The sequence below is a fragment of the Chelatococcus asaccharovorans genome (assembly GCF_003201475.1).
GTDB classification, from domain to species: Bacteria; Pseudomonadota; Alphaproteobacteria; order Rhizobiales; family Beijerinckiaceae; genus Chelatococcus; species Chelatococcus asaccharovorans.
Map to the genome: position 1 here is coordinate 86,489 of NZ_QJJK01000003.1, position 16,372 is coordinate 102,860.

Sequence of the window (16,372 nt, forward strand, 5' to 3'; positions counted from 1 at the left end):
ACTTGACCCGCCGAAAACCTTACGAAAAATCCCGTAACAGCCTATGGCCATTACCCTTATAAGAGAGCCGCCTCACCCTCGCGACGCACTCTGGCAGATATTGTGTGAACCTGAAAGGTGGCGCTTTATTGGCCGGCCGGTACCGGTCGCAAATATCAGCCATAGATGAATGGGGGAGACATCATGACATCGTCGCCGCTCTGGACGCCCGATCCGGCGGACGCGTCCCTGTCGACTGTGGCGCGTTTCATGGCTTTTCTTGGCGCACGGGTCGGGCAGCGGCTGTCGTCCTACCGAGAGCTTCACGCCTTGTCCGTCGCCGATCGCGCGGCCTTCTGGTCTGCGGTGTGGGATTTCTGCGGCGTCGTCGGCGAACGCACCGACACGGTGCTCGCGCAGGACACCATGCCGGGCGCCGTCTTCTTCCCGGGCGCGCGCCTCAGCTTCGCGGAAAACCTCCTGCAGCGGAACGACCATGCCACGGCCATCGTCTTCCGGGGGGAGGACAAGGAGGAGGCCAGGCTCTCCTTCGCGGATTTGCACAGCCTCGTGTCCCGCCTGCAGCAATGGCTCGAGAGCCTTGGCGTCGGCCCGGGGCACCGCGTCGCGGCGATGATGCCCAACCGCCCGGAGACCGTCGCTGCGATGCTGGCGACGGTCGCGCTCGGCGCGACCTGGTCCTCCTGCTCGCCGGATTTCGGCGTTCACGGCGTGCTCGACCGCTTCGGACAGATCGCGCCGACGGTGCTCATCGCGGTCGACGGCTATTGGTATGCCGGCAAGCGCATTGCTGTGGGCGACAAGGTGAGGGACATTGCCGCGCAGCTGCCGAGCCTGAAGGCGGTGGCCCTTGTCCCGTATCTCGGCGATGCGGAAGAGCTCGCCGACACGATTCCGGACGGTGTCTATCTGCCGGAGGTGCTGGCGGCCTTCCCGTCGCGGCCTGTTCGCTTTCCGCGCTTTCCCTTCGACCATCCGCTCTACATCCTCTTCTCGTCGGGGACGACGGGTGCCCCAAAATGCATCGTGCATGGGGCGGGCGGTGCGCTCCTCCAGCACCTGAAGGAGCATCGGCTGCATTTCGACATTCGCGCCGGCGACAGGGTGTTCTACTTCACGACCTGCGGCTGGATGATGTGGAACTGGCTCGCCGCCGTTCTCGCCAGCGATGCGACCATCGTCCTCTACGATGGTTCGCCGCTGCATCCATCGCCTGCCGTGCTCTTCCGCTATGCGGAGGACGAGCGCGTGACCCTGTTCGGCACCTCCGCGAAATTCATCGACAGTTGTCACAAGGCGGGGATACGACCGCGCGACAGCTATGATCTGTCGACGATCCGTGTCATCGCCTCGACCGGCTCGCCGCTCTCGCCCGAGAGCTTCGACTACGTCTATGATGCGATTTCAGCCGACGCCCAGCTCGTCTCGATGTCCGGTGGCACCGATATCCTCGGCTGTTTCGTTCTGGGTGAGCCGACGTCACCGGTGTGGAAGGGCGAGATTCAGGCGCCAGGGCTTGGATTGGCCATCGAGGTCTGGGATGACGAGGGCCGGCCCATGACGCGTGGCAAAGGCGAGCTCGTCTGTGCCAAGGCCTTCCCCACCATGCCGCTCGGCTTCTGGAACGATCCCGACGGCAGCCGCTATCACGCGAGCTATTTCGAGCGCTTCCCCGGGGTGTGGTGCCACGGCGACTTCGCCGAATGGACCGAGCACGGGGGTATCATCATTCACGGGCGCTCCGACGCGACCTTGAACCCGGGCGGCGTCAGGATCGGCACCGCCGAGATCTATGCCCAGCTTGATCGCATTCCCGAGGTGCTGGAGGGCATCGCCATCGGGCAGGACTGGGACAGCGATGTCAGGGTCGTGCTCTTCGTGCGGCTGGCGGAGGGAGCGGTCCTCGACGCAGCCCTGGTCGAGACGATACGCCAAGCCATCCGCAGCGGCGCCAGTCCGCGGCACGTACCCGCCAGGATCATCGCCGTGGCCGATATTCCGCGAACGAAATCGGGCAAGATCACCGAGCTTGCGGTGCGCGACGTCGTGCACGGCCGGGAGGTGAAGAATGCGGATGCACTCGCCAATCCCGAAGCGCTCGATCTGTTCCGCGATCTGCCGCAACTGCGGGTGTAGCGCCGCGAAGGCACCATGCCGGCTCATGGGCCGGGCTCATGGGCCGGGAGCGCTTGGGCCCCCGGCCCGGCGGCCGAAGCGGCAAACGCCGATGAGCGCGACGGTTCCGCGCGGCATCGTCATGTGGCAAACCAGAAATCGAACATGGACCTGCGTTCCGCCTCGAACATGTCGATCCCCGTGCTGGTGAGGCAGCCGCGCGCGCGCGCCGCATGAATGAGCGGCGTAATCTCCGGCAGGGTGATCGCATCGCAGACGAAGGTGCCCGGCTCCAGCCGTCCCACATCGACCGGGAGCGGATCGGCCGGGTTCATGCCGGCCGGGCTGGCGTTGGACACGATGGCGAAACCGGTAGGATCGTCCGAGCCGGCGACGACGCGTCCGTCGTGGCGTTGCCGAAGCCGGGCGATCAGCGCGTCGCGCCGGCCGACATCGGTGTCGTGCACGGCGAGAAGTGCGGCGCCTTCGTCGAGCAAAGCGAGCCCGATGGCGCTGCCCGCCCCTCCGGCCCCGACGAGCAGGGCGCGCTTGCCCGCGATGGAACCGCCCTTGGCGCGCAACGCCGCCACGCTGCCGATGCCGTCGACCATGTCGCCGTGCCAGCCGCGATCCGGACCGCGGCGCATGACATTGCAGGTTGTCAATAGCCGCGTGCGCTCCGACACCGTGGCGCAGGCGCGCGCGGCCGCGAATTTATGCGGTATGGTGATGGCCAACCCGTCGACATTCGACAGATCCGTGACGGCGGTGACGAAGGCATCGAAACCTGACGGCGGCACCTCGATCGGCACACAGAGCGCGTCCCGTCCCTCCACCTCGAAGAAGCGGGTCATGCCGGCCGGCGCCTTCACCTGCGCGATCGGATGCCCGATGATGAAGTAGATGCGGGTGGCACCGCTGTAGCGCTCGAGCATGACTGTCTCCGTGGTTGCTGCGGACGCAAACATCATCCGCGTCTGGACAGAAGCTTAAGGGCGCTTCGGTCGGGCGGTTCTGGCCGGGCCCCTAGAGCAAGTCCGTCTTGTTCGGACTTGCTTCGATCAAAAATAGACGGGCAAATTCAGAGGCTTGGATGGTATCGGACGATTCCATTCAAGTCGGATTTGCTCTAGAGCATTTTCGAGCGAAGTGGACACCGGTTCGCGTGAAGAAAATGCGCTAAAACAAAGACATGGAGCATTTTCGCGATTCGGGGAAACGCGACAATGCTCGAGTGTCTAGATGGCCGTTTCAACTCCGGCGCGCGCGAGGAAGTCCGACAGCAGATTTGCCAAAACCTCCGGCTGTTCTTCCGGCACGTAGTGGCCGCAGTCGGCGATCCGCGCCTCCTCCACCTTGTCCGCCACCTGCGCCATCGTGCGCTCTGCTCCGCCGACGTATCCGTGGTCGGCCGACACGGCGAGCACCGGCATGGTGAGCTTCCGGCTGCCGAACGCGCGATTGTCAACCGCGTCCGCGAAGAGCGTGCGGTAGTATGAGAACATCGCACGCGCCGCGCCCGGCTGACGCATGGCGGCTGCGTAGACCTCGATGTCGGCCTCGGTGACGCGGTCGGCACCCATTATTCCGACCTTGTCGCGGCGCATCATATAACCGATGAAAAGCGCCTCGCGGTCACGCACGAGCGCTTCCGAGATGTCTCCCGCCATGTTGAACCCGAAATGCCAGCTGCCTCCGCTGCCGACATCCATCGCCCGCTCCTGGCCGAAGCCCGGCAGGCCGCTTTCGATGAATGCCATGGCCTCAACGCGGTCGGGATGCATCGCGGCCAGTGGATAAGCCACCTGTCCGCCCATGTCGTGGCCGACCACGGCGAAGCGCCGATGGCCGAGGGCGTCCATCAGCCCGGCGAGATCGGTCGCGACCGTCTTCTTGTCGTAGCCGGTGTCGGGCTTGGAGGAGGCGCCGAACCCGCGCAAGTCCGGTGCGTAGACGCGAAAACGCTGCGCGAGCAGCGGAATGACCTTGCGCCACGCGTAAGCCGTCTGCGGCCATCCGTGCAGCAACAGCACGGGGAAGCCATCGCCCGCGGCCGCATAGGCAATGCGGACGCCATTGATCCTGCGCACGTGGTAGCTCGTCACAATTCCGATCTCCCTGTCACGCGACGATAGCAAGCCTGCTCTCGAAGAATTCGTGTATTGTCGTGCTGATTAGTGAATACTGCTCATCTTTCTGAGGGCCGACGAGATCAGGCGGCGGACATCGTCCCCCACCCCGACGCCACCTCCTCCAGTTCTCCCCACAAGGCATCGGGGACGGGGAGAGCGAGCAAGGCGGTGTTGCGCTCGACCTCCTGCGCCGAGCGGCAACCGACAACGACCGAGGACACAGCGCGATGGCGTTTGGGAAACTGGATCGCCGCTGCGGAAAGCGGCACGCCTGCTGCGCTGCATAGACGTTCCAGATGCTTGACGCGGCGCACAACGTCCGGCGAGGCCGGTTCGAAATTATGCATCGCGTCCACGATCGTGCCGGTTGCCAATATCCCGGAGTTGAAGGGTGAGGCGGCGATAAAGGCTGCGCCAGTGGCCGCGCAATGGTCCAGGAGAGGGCCACACTCCCGGTGCAGGAGTGTGTAGGCGCCGGCCGGCATGACGGCATCGAAATCACCGAGACGAGAAAGTTCGAGGCAGTCGCGCCAATCCATCGCGGCGACGCCAATGGCGCGAACGATGCCCGACTGTCTGAGCGACAAGAGCGCCTCATAGGCACCGCACATCGCCAATTCGAGATGCCGCTCGAAATGCTCCCCATGGATAAAGCGACTGAGGTCATGGATCATCACGATGTCGAGGTAGTCGAGTTGAAGCCGCCCGAGGCTCTCCTCGACAGATCGCAAGGTCGCCTCCGCCGAGTAGTCGAAGCGTGACCTTCTGGCGCCTCGATCGGGGCGCGGCTCCTCGAAATCCTGGTAGCGGCCGGTCTTGGTAGACACCAGGAACTGCGATCGCGGCAAACCTCTTAGCGCCTCGCCGAGGCGTCGCTCACTCTGCCCGCCGAGGTAGAGCGGCGCGGTGTCGAAGTAGCCGATCCCGGAGGCCAGCGCATGGCCGACCATCGCGCGGAAGGCCTCCTCGCCGTCGGCATTGGCGAGGCTGCCGCAGCCGATGCCGAGGGGAGGAAGCGAAAGCCTGGTGTCGCCGGGGCGCGCCGAGGTCATGTTGGTCCTCACGCCGGCTGCGGGGCGAGTTGCGCGCCACCGCAGACATGCAAGATATCGCCGGTGATGAAGGATGCGCGGTCGGAGGCGAGGAAGGCGATGGCGCCGGCAACGTCCTCCGACGTGCCGAGCCGTTCGAGTGGCGTGATCTTCGAGAAGGCATCCGCGAGGCCGGCATTCGCGTCCACGATGCCCTTATTGAACGGAGAGTTCAGGAAGCTCGGCGCGACCGCATTGACGCGGATGCGGTCTTTGCCGAGTTGCACGGCCAAGGCCCGCGTGAGGCCGATCAGTCCGGTCTTGCTCGATGTGTAGCCGACGCCGGTCCCGCTCAGGTAGACCCGCGAGGCCACGTTGACGATGCTGCCTCCGCCGGCACGGCGCATGAGCGGCAGGCCCGCCTTCACGAGCATCATCGGCGCGGTGAGGTTGATCGTCAGGATGTCGTGCCATTCGTCGAGGTCGACATCGGCGATTTGCGAGGCTCCTGTTCGGCCGGCGTTGTTGACGAGGCAATCGAGACGCCCGAAGCGCGTGGCCACGCGGTCCATCAGCGGGGTGAGCGCCGCGAGGTCGCTCAGGTCCACGGACAAGGCGATCGCCTCCACCCCGTAGTCGCGGCGCAAGTCATCTGCAAGAGACTCCGCCGCCTCCGCGGCCCGGTCGACGATGACGATCGAGAATCCATCGGCTGCAAGCATGCGGGCTGTCGCGGAGCCGACCGCACCGGCTCCGCCCGTAATCAAGGCGATTTTCATGTCGTTCTCCAGGTGAATTCAACCGCGCCCCCCTAGAGCAAATCCGACTTGGGTGGAATCGTCCGATACCCTCCAAGTCGGTGAATTTGCTCGTCTATTCTCAAGCGGAGCAAGTCCGCAAAAGACGGACTTGCTCTAGCGGGGAAAGCAGCGCTTCAAGAAAGGGATGAGAGCCTCGAGGACCGCATCGGCCGACTGTTCGGGGAGGAGGTGGCCGCCCGCGACATCGCCGCCGGACACATCGTCCGCCCAGCGTCGCCAGACGGCGAGCGGGTCGCCCGCGACGCCCGCAGGCCAAAGATGGAGGACCGGGCAGGCGATCTTGTGGCCCGTCTCGCGATCCGCCCGCTCATGCTCCAGGTCGATGCCGAGCGCCGCGGAATAGTCGGAGAACATCGCCGCGCGCACCGCGGGCCGCGCGAAGGCGGCGCGATAATCGGCGACCGCCCGGGGATCGAGCCTGTCGCGCCCGCCGGCCATTCCCGTCAAGACATGATCGAGATAGCCGTCGGGGTCAGCGCCGACCAGCGTCTCGAGCAGGTCTGGCGGAAGCGTGAAGAAGAACCAGTGCGGTGCACGGAGCGCAAAGCGTCCATCGATCCGCTCCCAGACGTCGAGCGTCGGCACCACCGCCAGGGACGCATAGCCTGCGACAGGGTCCGGTCGGTCGAGAGCCAGTCGGTAGCCCGCACGCGCACCCCGGTCGTGGCCAACGACCGCGTAGCGTTGATGGCCGAGGCTTTCCATCAGGGTCGCGATCGAACCTGCGATGGCGCGCCGCGACGGCGCGCGTGCAAGCGCTGAGCCGGATCCGATCTCTCCCTGGCCGTAGCCGGGAAGGTCGGGCACCACGACGCGATATCCGGCCGCGCGAAGCTGCGGGGCGATCCGGTGCCAGGCCGCCAGCGTCTGCGGCCAGCCGTGCAACAGCAGCACGACCGGACCCTCGCCGCCGGACAGCAGCCGGAAGGTCGTGCCGTCGGCGATCTGCGCGCGCCGCTCCGTGAAGTCCGCAAAGAGCGCATCCATCCCGGGCGTCTCGCGTTGCGTTTGCTCTATCGCTGCCATGGCATCAGCCTGCGCTGCAGCCACTGCAGCAGGTATGTGAGGAGGACGCCGAGCAGCATGACGACAACGAGGCCGGCATACATCTTCTCGGGATTCAGTACCTCCCAGTAGTAGAAGGTGATGAAACCGACGCCCTGCTTGGCGCGCAGGAACTCGACCGAGATGATGACGATCATGGCGGTTCCGAGTGCGATGCGCAGTCCGGCGAAGATCACCGGCATGGCGCCGGGAAGGATGACATGGCGCATCAGCTGCCAGCCGTGCGCGCCATAATTCCTGCCAGCCATGAGATAGACGTTGTCGATGCCGCGGACGCCGGCCATCGTGTTGATGGTCATCAGGATGAAGACCGCCAGCGCCACCACGAGGATCTTCGGGCCTTCGCCGAAAGGATCTGCGAAGATCAGCATGACGATCGGAAAGATGGCGATCTTCGGCAGCACGTAAATCGCCGAGAGCGTCGTATCGAGCATGAGCCGGACGGTCTGGTTCACACCCATGACGACGCCGAGCAGGATGCCCGGGATCGCGCCGAGCACGAAACCGATAAACACGCGCGCGACGGTGGCGAGCACATGGCTTTCGGACAGAAGCGTCCAGACGCCGGCGAAGCCGCCTTCTGAAAAGGCTTGAGGAATAAGCCAGGGACGTCCCAACAAGCTCGTCTGCGAGAACTTGTCGTAGCGGATCGTCATATCCCACAGTCCCGCCGCAATGCGGCTCGGCTGGGGAAACCAGGTCGTGTTGATCATCCCGGTGTCGCCGGCGATCTGCCATAGCGCCAGCACCGCCGCGGGGAAACCGAAGGCCAGCGCCTTCTCGTAGGCGGCGCGGCGAGCGGGCCGCACATGCCGTCCGATCCGTTCGCAGATGACGACCAGCACGACGAAGCCGGCCGGAATGGCGATAAAGGACAAGCTTCGCCAGAACCCGGTCTCGGCGAGCGCCAGATTGGCGGCTACCGTGCCAAGCACCAATAGCGCAATCAGACGGAAATCGCTCACGGCGCTTTTGCCGGTCAGACGGGCGAGGCGCGTTTCCTGAGCGATGGGCCTCGTCGCATCGGTCATTGGTTCTGCTCCATCGCTCGCTTCACTTCCTGGCTCAACTTCTCCCAGATCAGGGCGCGATGTTCGACGAAACGCGGCGTGTTGGCCGTCTCGATGCTGCGGGGGCGCGGCAGGTCGATGTCGAAGGTGGCCAGGTGCCGGCCAGGCTGGGCCGTCATCAGGATCACGCGGTCGCCGAGCAGGACCGCCTCATCCAGGCTGTGCGTGATGTAGACGACCGTCTTGCGCGTTTCCTCCCAGATGCGCAGCAGTTCCTCCTGCAACACCACGCGCGTCTGCGCGTCGAGCGCGCCCAGTGGCTCATCCATCAGCAGAACTTCGGGATCATTGGCCAAGGCGCGCACAATCGAGACACGCTGTTTCATGCCACCGGAAATCTGGTGCGGATAATAGCCGGCAAACTTGCCGAGTCCGACGCGGTCGAGCCAGTAGCGCGCGGTCTCGAGGCGCTCTTTCCTGGCGATGCCGCGCATTTCCAGGCCGAAGGCGACATTGTCGATCACCGTCTTCCAGGGGAAGATCGCGTATTCCTGAAAGACCACGCTATTCAGCGGCTTGCCGGGCACGCCGCCGGGCGCGATCTGGATGGATCCCGCCGATATGGTGTCAAGCCCGGCGATCATGCGCAGGAACGTCGACTTGCCGCAGCCGGACGGTCCGACAACACAGACGAACTCGCCGTCCGTGACGTCCAGGCTGAAATCGTCGACCGCGACCATGTCGCCGTCGACGGTCTGGTAGATCCGCGACACGTTCCGCGCCGCGATTTTCGGCACTTGCCCGGCGCTCACCTGCGCATCCATTATTGTCCTCCGATCCGCGGGAATCCTGCGATTCCCGCGGCATGTCACGCCGTTATTGCTTGCCAAGACCTATTGCTTGCCAAGACCTATTGCTTGCTCAAGACTTATTGCTTGCCCAAGGCGTCGATCGCCTTTTTGACGAAGGTGGTATCGACCGCTTTGGAAAGGTCGAGGGGCTTGTCATATTCCGTGCGGCCGTTCTCGCGGTGCACGCGTTCGACGTCGGCGAGCCCATCGACGGGGATCTCGATGTTGGGGTCGTAGATCACCGGCGCGCCCTTTCGGAGCGCCTCCTCCGTGGAGGCGGTGTATTTGATGTAGGCAGCGATGTTCTCCGGCGAGAGATAGTCGTTGCCCTGCATCATGCGCGCGGCCTCGGCGAGCGCGAGCGCGAAGCGCTCCGCCACTTCCGGCCGCTCCTTGATAAACTTGCCCGAGGCCACGAACGCGACGGTCATCAAGCCCGGCGTGAAGTCCTGCGCCAGCAGGATGCCCGTGCCGCCTCCGAGGATCTGGTCGGAGAAGGGCGAACTCGTCAGGACGGCGTCGAGCGACTTGGCCTCGAGCGCCGGCGGCATGTCGGCATTGCCGATATTGACGAGCTGGACATCCCGGATCGTCAGCTTGGCCCGCTCCAAGGCCTTCGCGACGAAATATTCGCCGCCGCTTCCCGGGCCGCCCGCGACGCCGATTTTCTTGCCCTTGAGGTCGGCGATCGTCTTGATCGCTCCGGCGTCGGACAGGTCCTTGCGGATGATCAACTTGGTCGGACCGTTCTCCATGGGATCGAGCGCGCCGGGGGCGATGATGCGAACGTTGAGGCCGCGGTCCCAGGCCGACCAGAGCGAGGCGACAATGGCGATGCCGCCGACATCGACGCTGCCCTGGTCGAGGAAGGCGATGGCTTCGGTGCCGGACTTGACGCGCTCCAGCGTGACGTCCAGCCCATATTTCGCGAAGATCCCGCGTCCTTCCGCGACATAGAGCGTGGCGAATTTCATGATCGGCACATAGGCAACCTTGACGCGCGCCGGCGGATTAAGGGCTGCAACCTCCGCGGCCCGCCCGGGCCCCGAGGACAGCGCGATGCCCACCCCCACCGCGAGCATCAATGCGCGCCGGCTTAAACTCATTCTCCGTATCATCGTCTTCTCCCTGATCGAGCCCGAGGCCGCTCTTCTTAGTCTTGCACCGAGCAGTCTTGCATCATTGTCCTGCGCCGAGCAGTCTTGCATCCTCAGCGCCCTGCGCCAATCGCGGCCTTCATCGATCAGTCAATTGCCATCGCGTTCAAAGGGTTGAGATAGGCGCCCTGGGCACTGAGCTTCATCCGCAATTCGCCGATCGGCACGTCGGCGACGGCGCATCCGCGATCGGCGGCAAGAGCTGCCGCGACCCCTGCGGCATGGCCGGTGAGCCAGCATTGCGGGATCTCGCGCATGAAGGAATGGCTGGTGGCGTCGCAGGCGAGATGGCGGCCGGGAGCCAGGAGCCCGCCGACGTCGCGCGGCACGATCGCGCCGTAGGGCACGGAGATATTGGCGAATTTTGGCGCAAGCGATGGCGACACGCCGATTTCGTCGGCAGCGACCCGGCCGTCCCACATCTCGCGCGTCAGCCGCCCGGCCGCGTCAAGCCGGCGCCCGTGGCGGACGCCGATCTGGGGGGCTGACAGCATGATGAAAGCGTCGCCGAAGCCTGGGGCGTGCTCACGATAAAAGTCGAAATGCGCGAGCATCAGCTTGCGGCTCCGGATCTCGACCTCCGAGAGGTCTTCGACCTTCAAGGCCGAATATCCGGCGAGCCGTGGCCCCATGAACACGGCGATGTCCTGGCGCCACGACACCACCGGCCTCTCGAACGAGCCCAACCTTTCACGACCGCGCGCCATGAAGTCGGAGAACTGCGACGGGGTCTCCGCCCGGAACTTCAGGAATGCGTCCATATCGACACCGCCGAACAGCCAGGCCGTGTTCATGCAGCCGTGGATGTCGCGGACGTCGACGTCGCTGACGAAGCCGGCTCCGGCCCGCGCGTAGAGGTCACCGTCCCCTGTCGCGTCGATCGTCACCTTGGCGAGGACGGCGCGCCGTCCTTCCTTGCTTTCAAAGATGCAGCCGGCGACCTGGCCATCCTCAACGATCGGGCTTGCCCCCCATGCGTGGAAGATCAGGTGCACTCCTGCCTCCAGCGCCATCGCGAGCGACTCCGCCTTCAGCCACTCCGGATCGAGCGTGGGTGAGTGGGTAACCGTGTTGTTGTAGGCCGCGGATCGCAGCGACCAGTAGGCAACCTTGGCCGGATCGCCGGAACCCCAGTCCGCCTTTGGGGGGCCTGCGATCTTGTCCGGCGTGAGCCGGGAGAGGAGCTCTTCGGCAAAGCCGCGGATCACATGGCGTCCGCTCCAGTCCGACATGCGGTCGATCCAGATCACGAGGCCGCCTGTCGAGAGGCCTCCGAGATGGTTGTAGCGCTCGAGCAGGACGACGTCGGCGCCGAGCCGCGCTGCTGCGACGGCGGCTGCCGTGCCGGCCGGCCCGCCGCCCACGACCAGGACGTCGCACGCGGTGTGGACGGGCACCGTCTGCGCCGGTTCCTGCACAATCCGGTCCGATCCCCGCCGCCGCTCGCCGCGCTTGACCGCGAACGATTCGGAACGAAAGAACAGGCGCCCGCCGTCTTCGGTCATGGATCCCATGTTATCGTCCTTGATTCCATGTCATCGTCCTTCGAGGTTCAGGCTTTGCGGATTGCGGGCACGAGGGGCGCCGCCGCGAAGCAGGCATCGGCGAATGCGGCCAGCTCGGCGTTGAAGCGTTCAGGCGTCTCCAGGAAGGGAGCATGGCCGATCCCCTCGTAGATGCTGAGCCGCGCCCCGGGTATGCTGCGCGCGGTGTGCTCAGCGGAGAGGGGCAGGCACAAGGCATCGCGCTCGCCCTGGATGACGAGCGTGGGCAGGTCGAGTGACGCCATCAGGGCGTCGCGCTCGAGGGGCCTGCCCATCAGGTCACGCATCGTCTGCGGCGGCACAAGCATGTTGTAGGCGATGATTTCGTGCAGATCCGCGGCGGACGGCTTGTTTTCGAAGCAAGCGTCGACGAAGCCCAGCCGGCCGGCAATGGCCTCGGCGATGTCGTCGCTCGCGGCCTCACGGAGCAATCCGCCGCCGATTGCCCCGGTGTGGCCCGGCGCGTTCTTGGTGTTGGCGTCCACGAAGGCGAGTCCCGCGACGCGGCCGAGCGCAAGGTGGCGATCCAGGAAGTCGAGCATCACGCGCCCGCCATACGACCAACCGACGAGAACCGCGCGCCCGATGCCGGCGGCGTCCATCACCGCCAGCAGGTCGTCGGCCCAGCGCGTGCCATCATGATAGGGCTCGCGGCCGACGGGCTTCGACGAGAAGCCGTGCCCGCGCAGATCATAGGCGGCGAGCCGCCAGCGGCCGAGCGACGCGTCCGCCATCTGATACTTCCAGCAGAGACCGGCCTGGAGAATGCCGTGGATGAAGACGATACCGTCGGCGACCGGCGCGCCGGAGAACGCTGCCGCGATGTCCGTCCCGTCAGGACTATGCACGCGGACCCACGCTGGCCGGGCCCCACCTTCTGCCCTCGCTGTCGCGGGCATCATCGCCACCTCAGCAGGCGCCGCTCGGCAAGGCCGAGCAGGCCGACGAAGAGGAGGCCGAGCGCGGCCAGGATGACGACGCCGCCGATCAGCGAATCCGTCTGGAACAGGTCGCCCGCCCGGATGATATAGGCCCCGAGCCCTTCCTGTGCGCCGATCATCTCGGCCGCGACCAGAAGCAGGATCGAAACCGACAAGGTGATGCGGAAGCCGGCCAGGATCGAGGGAAGGGCGCCCGGGAGGATGATCTTCGTGATGATCGACCAGCGCGAAAGGTTGAAGCTCTGTCCCAGCCGGATCAGGTTTTTCTGCACCGCCTCGACGCCGGCGGCGGTGCTGATGACCGTCGGAAAGAAGACGCCGATCGCGATCGTGGCGATCTTTGACCCCTCATCGATCCCGAACCAGATGATGAACAAGGGGACGAGCGCGATCTTCGGCACGGGAAAGAGAATGCCGACGAACGCCTGCATGGGTGAGCGCGCAAGCGTGAACAGGCCCATCGCAAATCCGGCGGCCACGCCCACGACCGTGCCGAGCGTCCAGCCGAGGACGATGCGCCAGAGCGATACGGAGAGATGGCGCCACAGTTCGCCGCTGACGGCCATTCGGTAGATGGCGCCGGCAACCTCGTGCGGGGCGGGCAGGAAAACAGGCGAAATCCAGCCGAGCGACGAGCCGAGCTGCCACAGCCCGACGAGGGCCGCGATGGAGGCCGCGCCCATGACCGGGTTGCTGCGCGGCGCAAAGCCCTTCGCGCGGAAGGGCACAATGGTTTCAGGCGTCGCCCGCATGGCCCAGCTCCTTGTCGGCAATCGCCGCCTCGTTGCGGATCAGATCCCACACATGGGCCTCGATCTCGACCATGTCGGCATCCGTCGCGCGGCGCTCGGTGATCGGACGGTCGATGCGGATGATCTCCTTCACCCGCCCCGGACGGCGCGACAGCACGACGATCTGGTGGCCCAATCTTACCGCCTCGTTGAGGTTATGGGTCACGTAGACGGTCGTCGTTCTGGCCCGGTCGATGATCTGCGCAAACTCCTCCAGGAGGAGAAGGCGTGATTGCGCATCGAGCGCCGAAAGCGGCTCGTCCATCAGCAGGCAGGCGGGGCGAACGGACAAGGCGCGGGAGATGCCCACGCGCTGGCGCATGCCGCCGGACAATTGCCCGGGATAGGCATCCTTGAATTCCTTGAGCCCGGTCAGCGCCAGCACCTCGTCGATGCGCTGGGATCGCTCGCGCGCCGACAGCGTCGAGTCTTCCAGCACAAGCGACACATTGCCGCCAACGCTGCGCCACGGCAGTAGCGCAAAATCCTGGAAGACATAGGTGAACGGGTTGATGCAGTCCGGCGCGATCTCGCCCGAATAGCTCACGCTGCCATCGGAGGGTTTCAGGAGCCCGCCGATGATGTTGAGGAGCGTGGACTTGCCGCAGCCCGAGGGCCCGACCAGCACGGCAACGCTCCCGGGCTCGATGGCAAGGTCGATGCCATCGAGAACGCTCAGGTCGCCATAGCGATGCGACAAGTGGTCGACCTTGAGGGCAAGTCCGCGATCGCGCGGGCGGTTGTCGGGCAGGATCGCGCCGCCCGATGCGAGGCGGAGCGCGCCACGATGGACAGATGGGGTCATCCCGGGTTCCGTTGCGAAGGCTGCTGCGGCAGGGGCGGCACGAAAGAGCCGTCGATCAGCTTGCCAGGGTCGATCGACTTGGCGACGAGGTCATTGGCCTTGAAGAACGCGACCTGACTGAGGATGTTGTCGACATCCATCGCGCCCTTCGGATGATAATATGTCACCGATGCCTTGATCTTATTGGCGAAATCCGGATCGTCCTTCAGCAGGCGCTTGTGGATGATCGCGATGGCCTCGTCGGTCTCCGGCCCGTACTGCGGCGCACCGGACTCGATGCCCTTCAGGAAGGCCTCCGTGTAGAAGTCGATGCCTTTCGCGTAACCCTTGATGAAGCGTTCGACGAGGCCCCGATCCTTTTTGATCAACGCCGCGCTGGTAAAGATCGCGGCGATCTGGAAGGGGATATAGTCGCCCTGCCAACCGATGATCTTCACCTCCCCGGCCGCCTCCATGCCTCGCGCCGTGGCGGCCGCGGCCTGTGTCGCGTCAACTTTCCCGGTCTTGACGGCTGCGAGCGCGGCGGACCACTGCTGCATCGGCCGGATCTGGATCGTGGCGGGATCGACGCCGAGCGTCTCTGCGACCCGCAACGCCCCGTAGTGCAGGGATGATCCGATCGTCGTCACTGCAAACACCTTGCCGCCCAGCTTGGCGGGCGTGGTCACGCCGGCCGCATAGGCGTCGTTGGACACGACGAAGGCATTGCCGGCATGGTAATCCTTGCGATCCGCGAGCATGCCGGCGATCACTTTGAGGCCGCCCTTGTCGGCCAGGCTCCAGAAGCCGGCGGTCAGCGATGTCGCCCCGAATTGGATGTCGCCCGAGACGACGGCGGTGGCGATCGCCTGCGCCGATTCGAAGAAGCGCACCTCCACATCAAGATCCTGCGCGGCGAAATAGCCCTTGTCCTGGGCGATATAGAGAGGGCCGGTCGCGGGCAGGTTCACCGTGCCAATGACGATCTTTTCGCCCGCATCCGCGGCCGTCGCGGCGATGAGCACTGCCGTTGCTGCGGACACGAACCATGCGGTCCCGCTGCGTGAAGTCATCGGATCCTCCCTTTGGCCGGCGTTTCCCCGGCTGATGGAGGGACCGTATGTCCGCAGAATAGCTTGATCAAAGGAATGTTCTGGCGCAATTGATGAAGAACTTTCATCAAAGGAGCCGGAAATGGACGTGCTCGGTCTCCAGGCCTTCATCCAGATCGCGGAATCCGGCAGTTTCCGGCGCGCTGCCGTCGCGATGAACCTGTCCCAGACGGCGCTGAGCCACCGCATCAGGAAGCTCGAAACGGACATCGGGCTCAGCTTGCTTCAGCGCACCACCCGGACGGTGACGCTGACGCGCGCCGGGCAGGAGTTCTTTCCGAAGGCGCGCGACATGATGGTGCGGTTAAGCGCGCTCTATGAAGATCTCAGGATCGAAGGACAAAGGGCACGCGAGCGGGTCAGCATCGGATGCCTTGGATCCCTGGGGGAGCTTTACCTTCCGCGTGTCTTGCGCATCTTTCGCGAGCAGAATCCGGACACCACCGTCGTCATCTACGACGAGCACGCGGCGATGCTGAGCGACCGCGTGGCGGCGGGTGAGGCGCAGTTCGCGCTGACGATCCTCGGCGCGCAGCGATGGGCGGAAAAAATGCGGGTGCTCTACGAGGAGGATTTCGTCGCGGCCGTGCCAGCCGGCCATCCGCTGGAGGATCGCGCGCAGCTCACCTGGGCCGATCTCGTCGGCTACCCCCTCGCGCGCATCTCCACCACGACCAGTCATGGCGTGATCCTCAGCGAAAGCCTTTCGGACCTCATGCACCAACTCGATTGGCGCTACGAAGTGCAGCGCACCTATATGGCTGGTACACTCGTCCTCGCCGGATTAGCCATCACGGTCCTGCCGCGTGCGGCGATCCCGGTCAGCGACACCGTCCGCATCATTCCAATCAGCAACCCGACCATCAAGCGGACCGTCGGCATCATCTCGCAAGAGGGCGTGCCGCTCCCACCGAAAGCGCATCAGCTCCTCCGCATCCTGCTGCGCGAGATCGCCCAGTCGCGGAAGACGACGGGATAGGCTTGTTCTATATGGCGAACGCGTTTAATTAGGCGCATA

At 65.1% G+C, this 16,372-nt stretch carries 15 protein-coding genes; 2 read left to right on the plus strand and 13 right to left on the minus strand.

Annotated elements, in window-relative coordinates:
* The first annotated feature begins 183 nt into the window (after nucleotides 1–183).
* On the plus strand, nucleotides 184–2,136 hold the full coding sequence (locus C7450_RS07780) for an acetoacetate--CoA ligase (RefSeq protein WP_110373870.1): 1,953 nt from the start codon (nucleotides 184–186) through the stop codon (nucleotides 2,134–2,136).
* Between the two features lie 119 nt (nucleotides 2,137–2,255).
* Here C7450_RS07780 and C7450_RS07785 read toward each other — a convergent pair whose 3' ends face one another.
* The 13 genes from C7450_RS07785 to C7450_RS07845 form a co-directional block, all read right to left on the minus strand.
* Nucleotides 2,256–3,050 carry a shikimate dehydrogenase family protein gene (locus tag C7450_RS07785; RefSeq protein ID WP_110373871.1) on the minus strand — a complete coding sequence of 265 codons (795 nt, stop codon included), beginning with the start codon at nucleotides 3,048–3,050 and terminating at the stop codon, nucleotides 2,256–2,258.
* A 303-nt stretch (nucleotides 3,051–3,353) separates the two neighbouring features.
* Entirely contained in the window at nucleotides 3,354–4,220 is an 867-nt protein-coding gene (locus C7450_RS07790) for an alpha/beta fold hydrolase (RefSeq protein ID WP_210206399.1), read from the minus strand.
* A gap of 107 nt (nucleotides 4,221–4,327) precedes the next feature.
* Complete coding sequence (locus tag C7450_RS07795) at nucleotides 4,328–5,299, minus strand: aldo/keto reductase (RefSeq protein ID WP_110373872.1); 972 nt, start codon at nucleotides 5,297–5,299, stop codon at nucleotides 4,328–4,330.
* 8 nt (nucleotides 5,300–5,307) lie between these two features.
* Nucleotides 5,308–6,057 (minus strand): SDR family NAD(P)-dependent oxidoreductase, encoded by a 750-nt coding sequence (locus C7450_RS07800; protein ID WP_110373873.1) that lies wholly within the window; start codon nucleotides 6,055–6,057, stop codon nucleotides 5,308–5,310.
* 135 nt (nucleotides 6,058–6,192) lie between these two features.
* Nucleotides 6,193–7,125, minus strand: a complete 933-nt coding sequence (locus C7450_RS07805) for an alpha/beta fold hydrolase (protein WP_210206400.1) — start codon at nucleotides 7,123–7,125, stop codon at nucleotides 6,193–6,195.
* Complete coding sequence (locus C7450_RS07810; protein WP_110373875.1) at nucleotides 7,113–8,195, minus strand: ABC transporter permease; 1,083 nt, start codon at nucleotides 8,193–8,195, stop codon at nucleotides 7,113–7,115. Before C7450_RS07810 ends, C7450_RS07805 begins: the two co-directional genes overlap by 13 nt.
* A complete protein-coding gene (locus tag C7450_RS07815) occupies nucleotides 8,192–8,998 on the minus strand; it encodes an ABC transporter ATP-binding protein (protein WP_110373876.1) in 807 nt (268 codons plus the stop codon). Before C7450_RS07815 ends, C7450_RS07810 begins: the two co-directional genes overlap by 4 nt.
* Nucleotides 8,999–9,102: 104 nt before the next feature.
* Complete coding sequence (locus tag C7450_RS07820) at nucleotides 9,103–10,131, minus strand: ABC transporter substrate-binding protein (RefSeq protein ID WP_170147132.1); 1,029 nt, start codon at nucleotides 10,129–10,131, stop codon at nucleotides 9,103–9,105.
* Between the two features lie 137 nt (nucleotides 10,132–10,268).
* Nucleotides 10,269–11,696, minus strand: coding sequence for an FAD-dependent oxidoreductase (locus C7450_RS07825; protein WP_110373878.1), 1,428 nt, complete (start codon nucleotides 11,694–11,696; stop codon nucleotides 10,269–10,271).
* Between the two features lie 38 nt (nucleotides 11,697–11,734).
* The gene (locus C7450_RS07830) at nucleotides 11,735–12,574 is read right to left on the minus strand and encodes an alpha/beta fold hydrolase (protein WP_170147133.1); all 840 of its coding nucleotides are present in this window, start codon (nucleotides 12,572–12,574) and stop codon (nucleotides 11,735–11,737) included.
* Nucleotides 12,575–12,624: 50 nt separating this feature from the next.
* Nucleotides 12,625–13,419 (minus strand): ABC transporter permease, encoded by a 795-nt coding sequence (locus C7450_RS07835; protein WP_110373880.1) that lies wholly within the window; start codon nucleotides 13,417–13,419, stop codon nucleotides 12,625–12,627.
* Nucleotides 13,403–14,263, minus strand: a complete 861-nt coding sequence (locus tag C7450_RS07840; protein WP_110373881.1) for an ABC transporter ATP-binding protein — start codon at nucleotides 14,261–14,263, stop codon at nucleotides 13,403–13,405. The genes C7450_RS07835 and C7450_RS07840 overlap by 17 nt, the downstream gene beginning before the upstream one ends.
* Nucleotides 14,260–15,315, minus strand: a complete 1,056-nt coding sequence (locus C7450_RS07845) for an ABC transporter substrate-binding protein (RefSeq protein ID WP_170147134.1) — start codon at nucleotides 15,313–15,315, stop codon at nucleotides 14,260–14,262. Before C7450_RS07845 ends, C7450_RS07840 begins: the two co-directional genes overlap by 4 nt.
* A 121-nt stretch (nucleotides 15,316–15,436) precedes the next feature.
* Here C7450_RS07845 and C7450_RS33475 point away from each other — a divergent pair, with 121 nt between their 5' ends.
* Complete coding sequence (locus tag C7450_RS33475; protein WP_146227288.1) at nucleotides 15,437–16,333, plus strand: LysR family transcriptional regulator; 897 nt, start codon at nucleotides 15,437–15,439, stop codon at nucleotides 16,331–16,333.
* Nucleotides 16,334–16,372 lie beyond the last annotated feature (39 nt).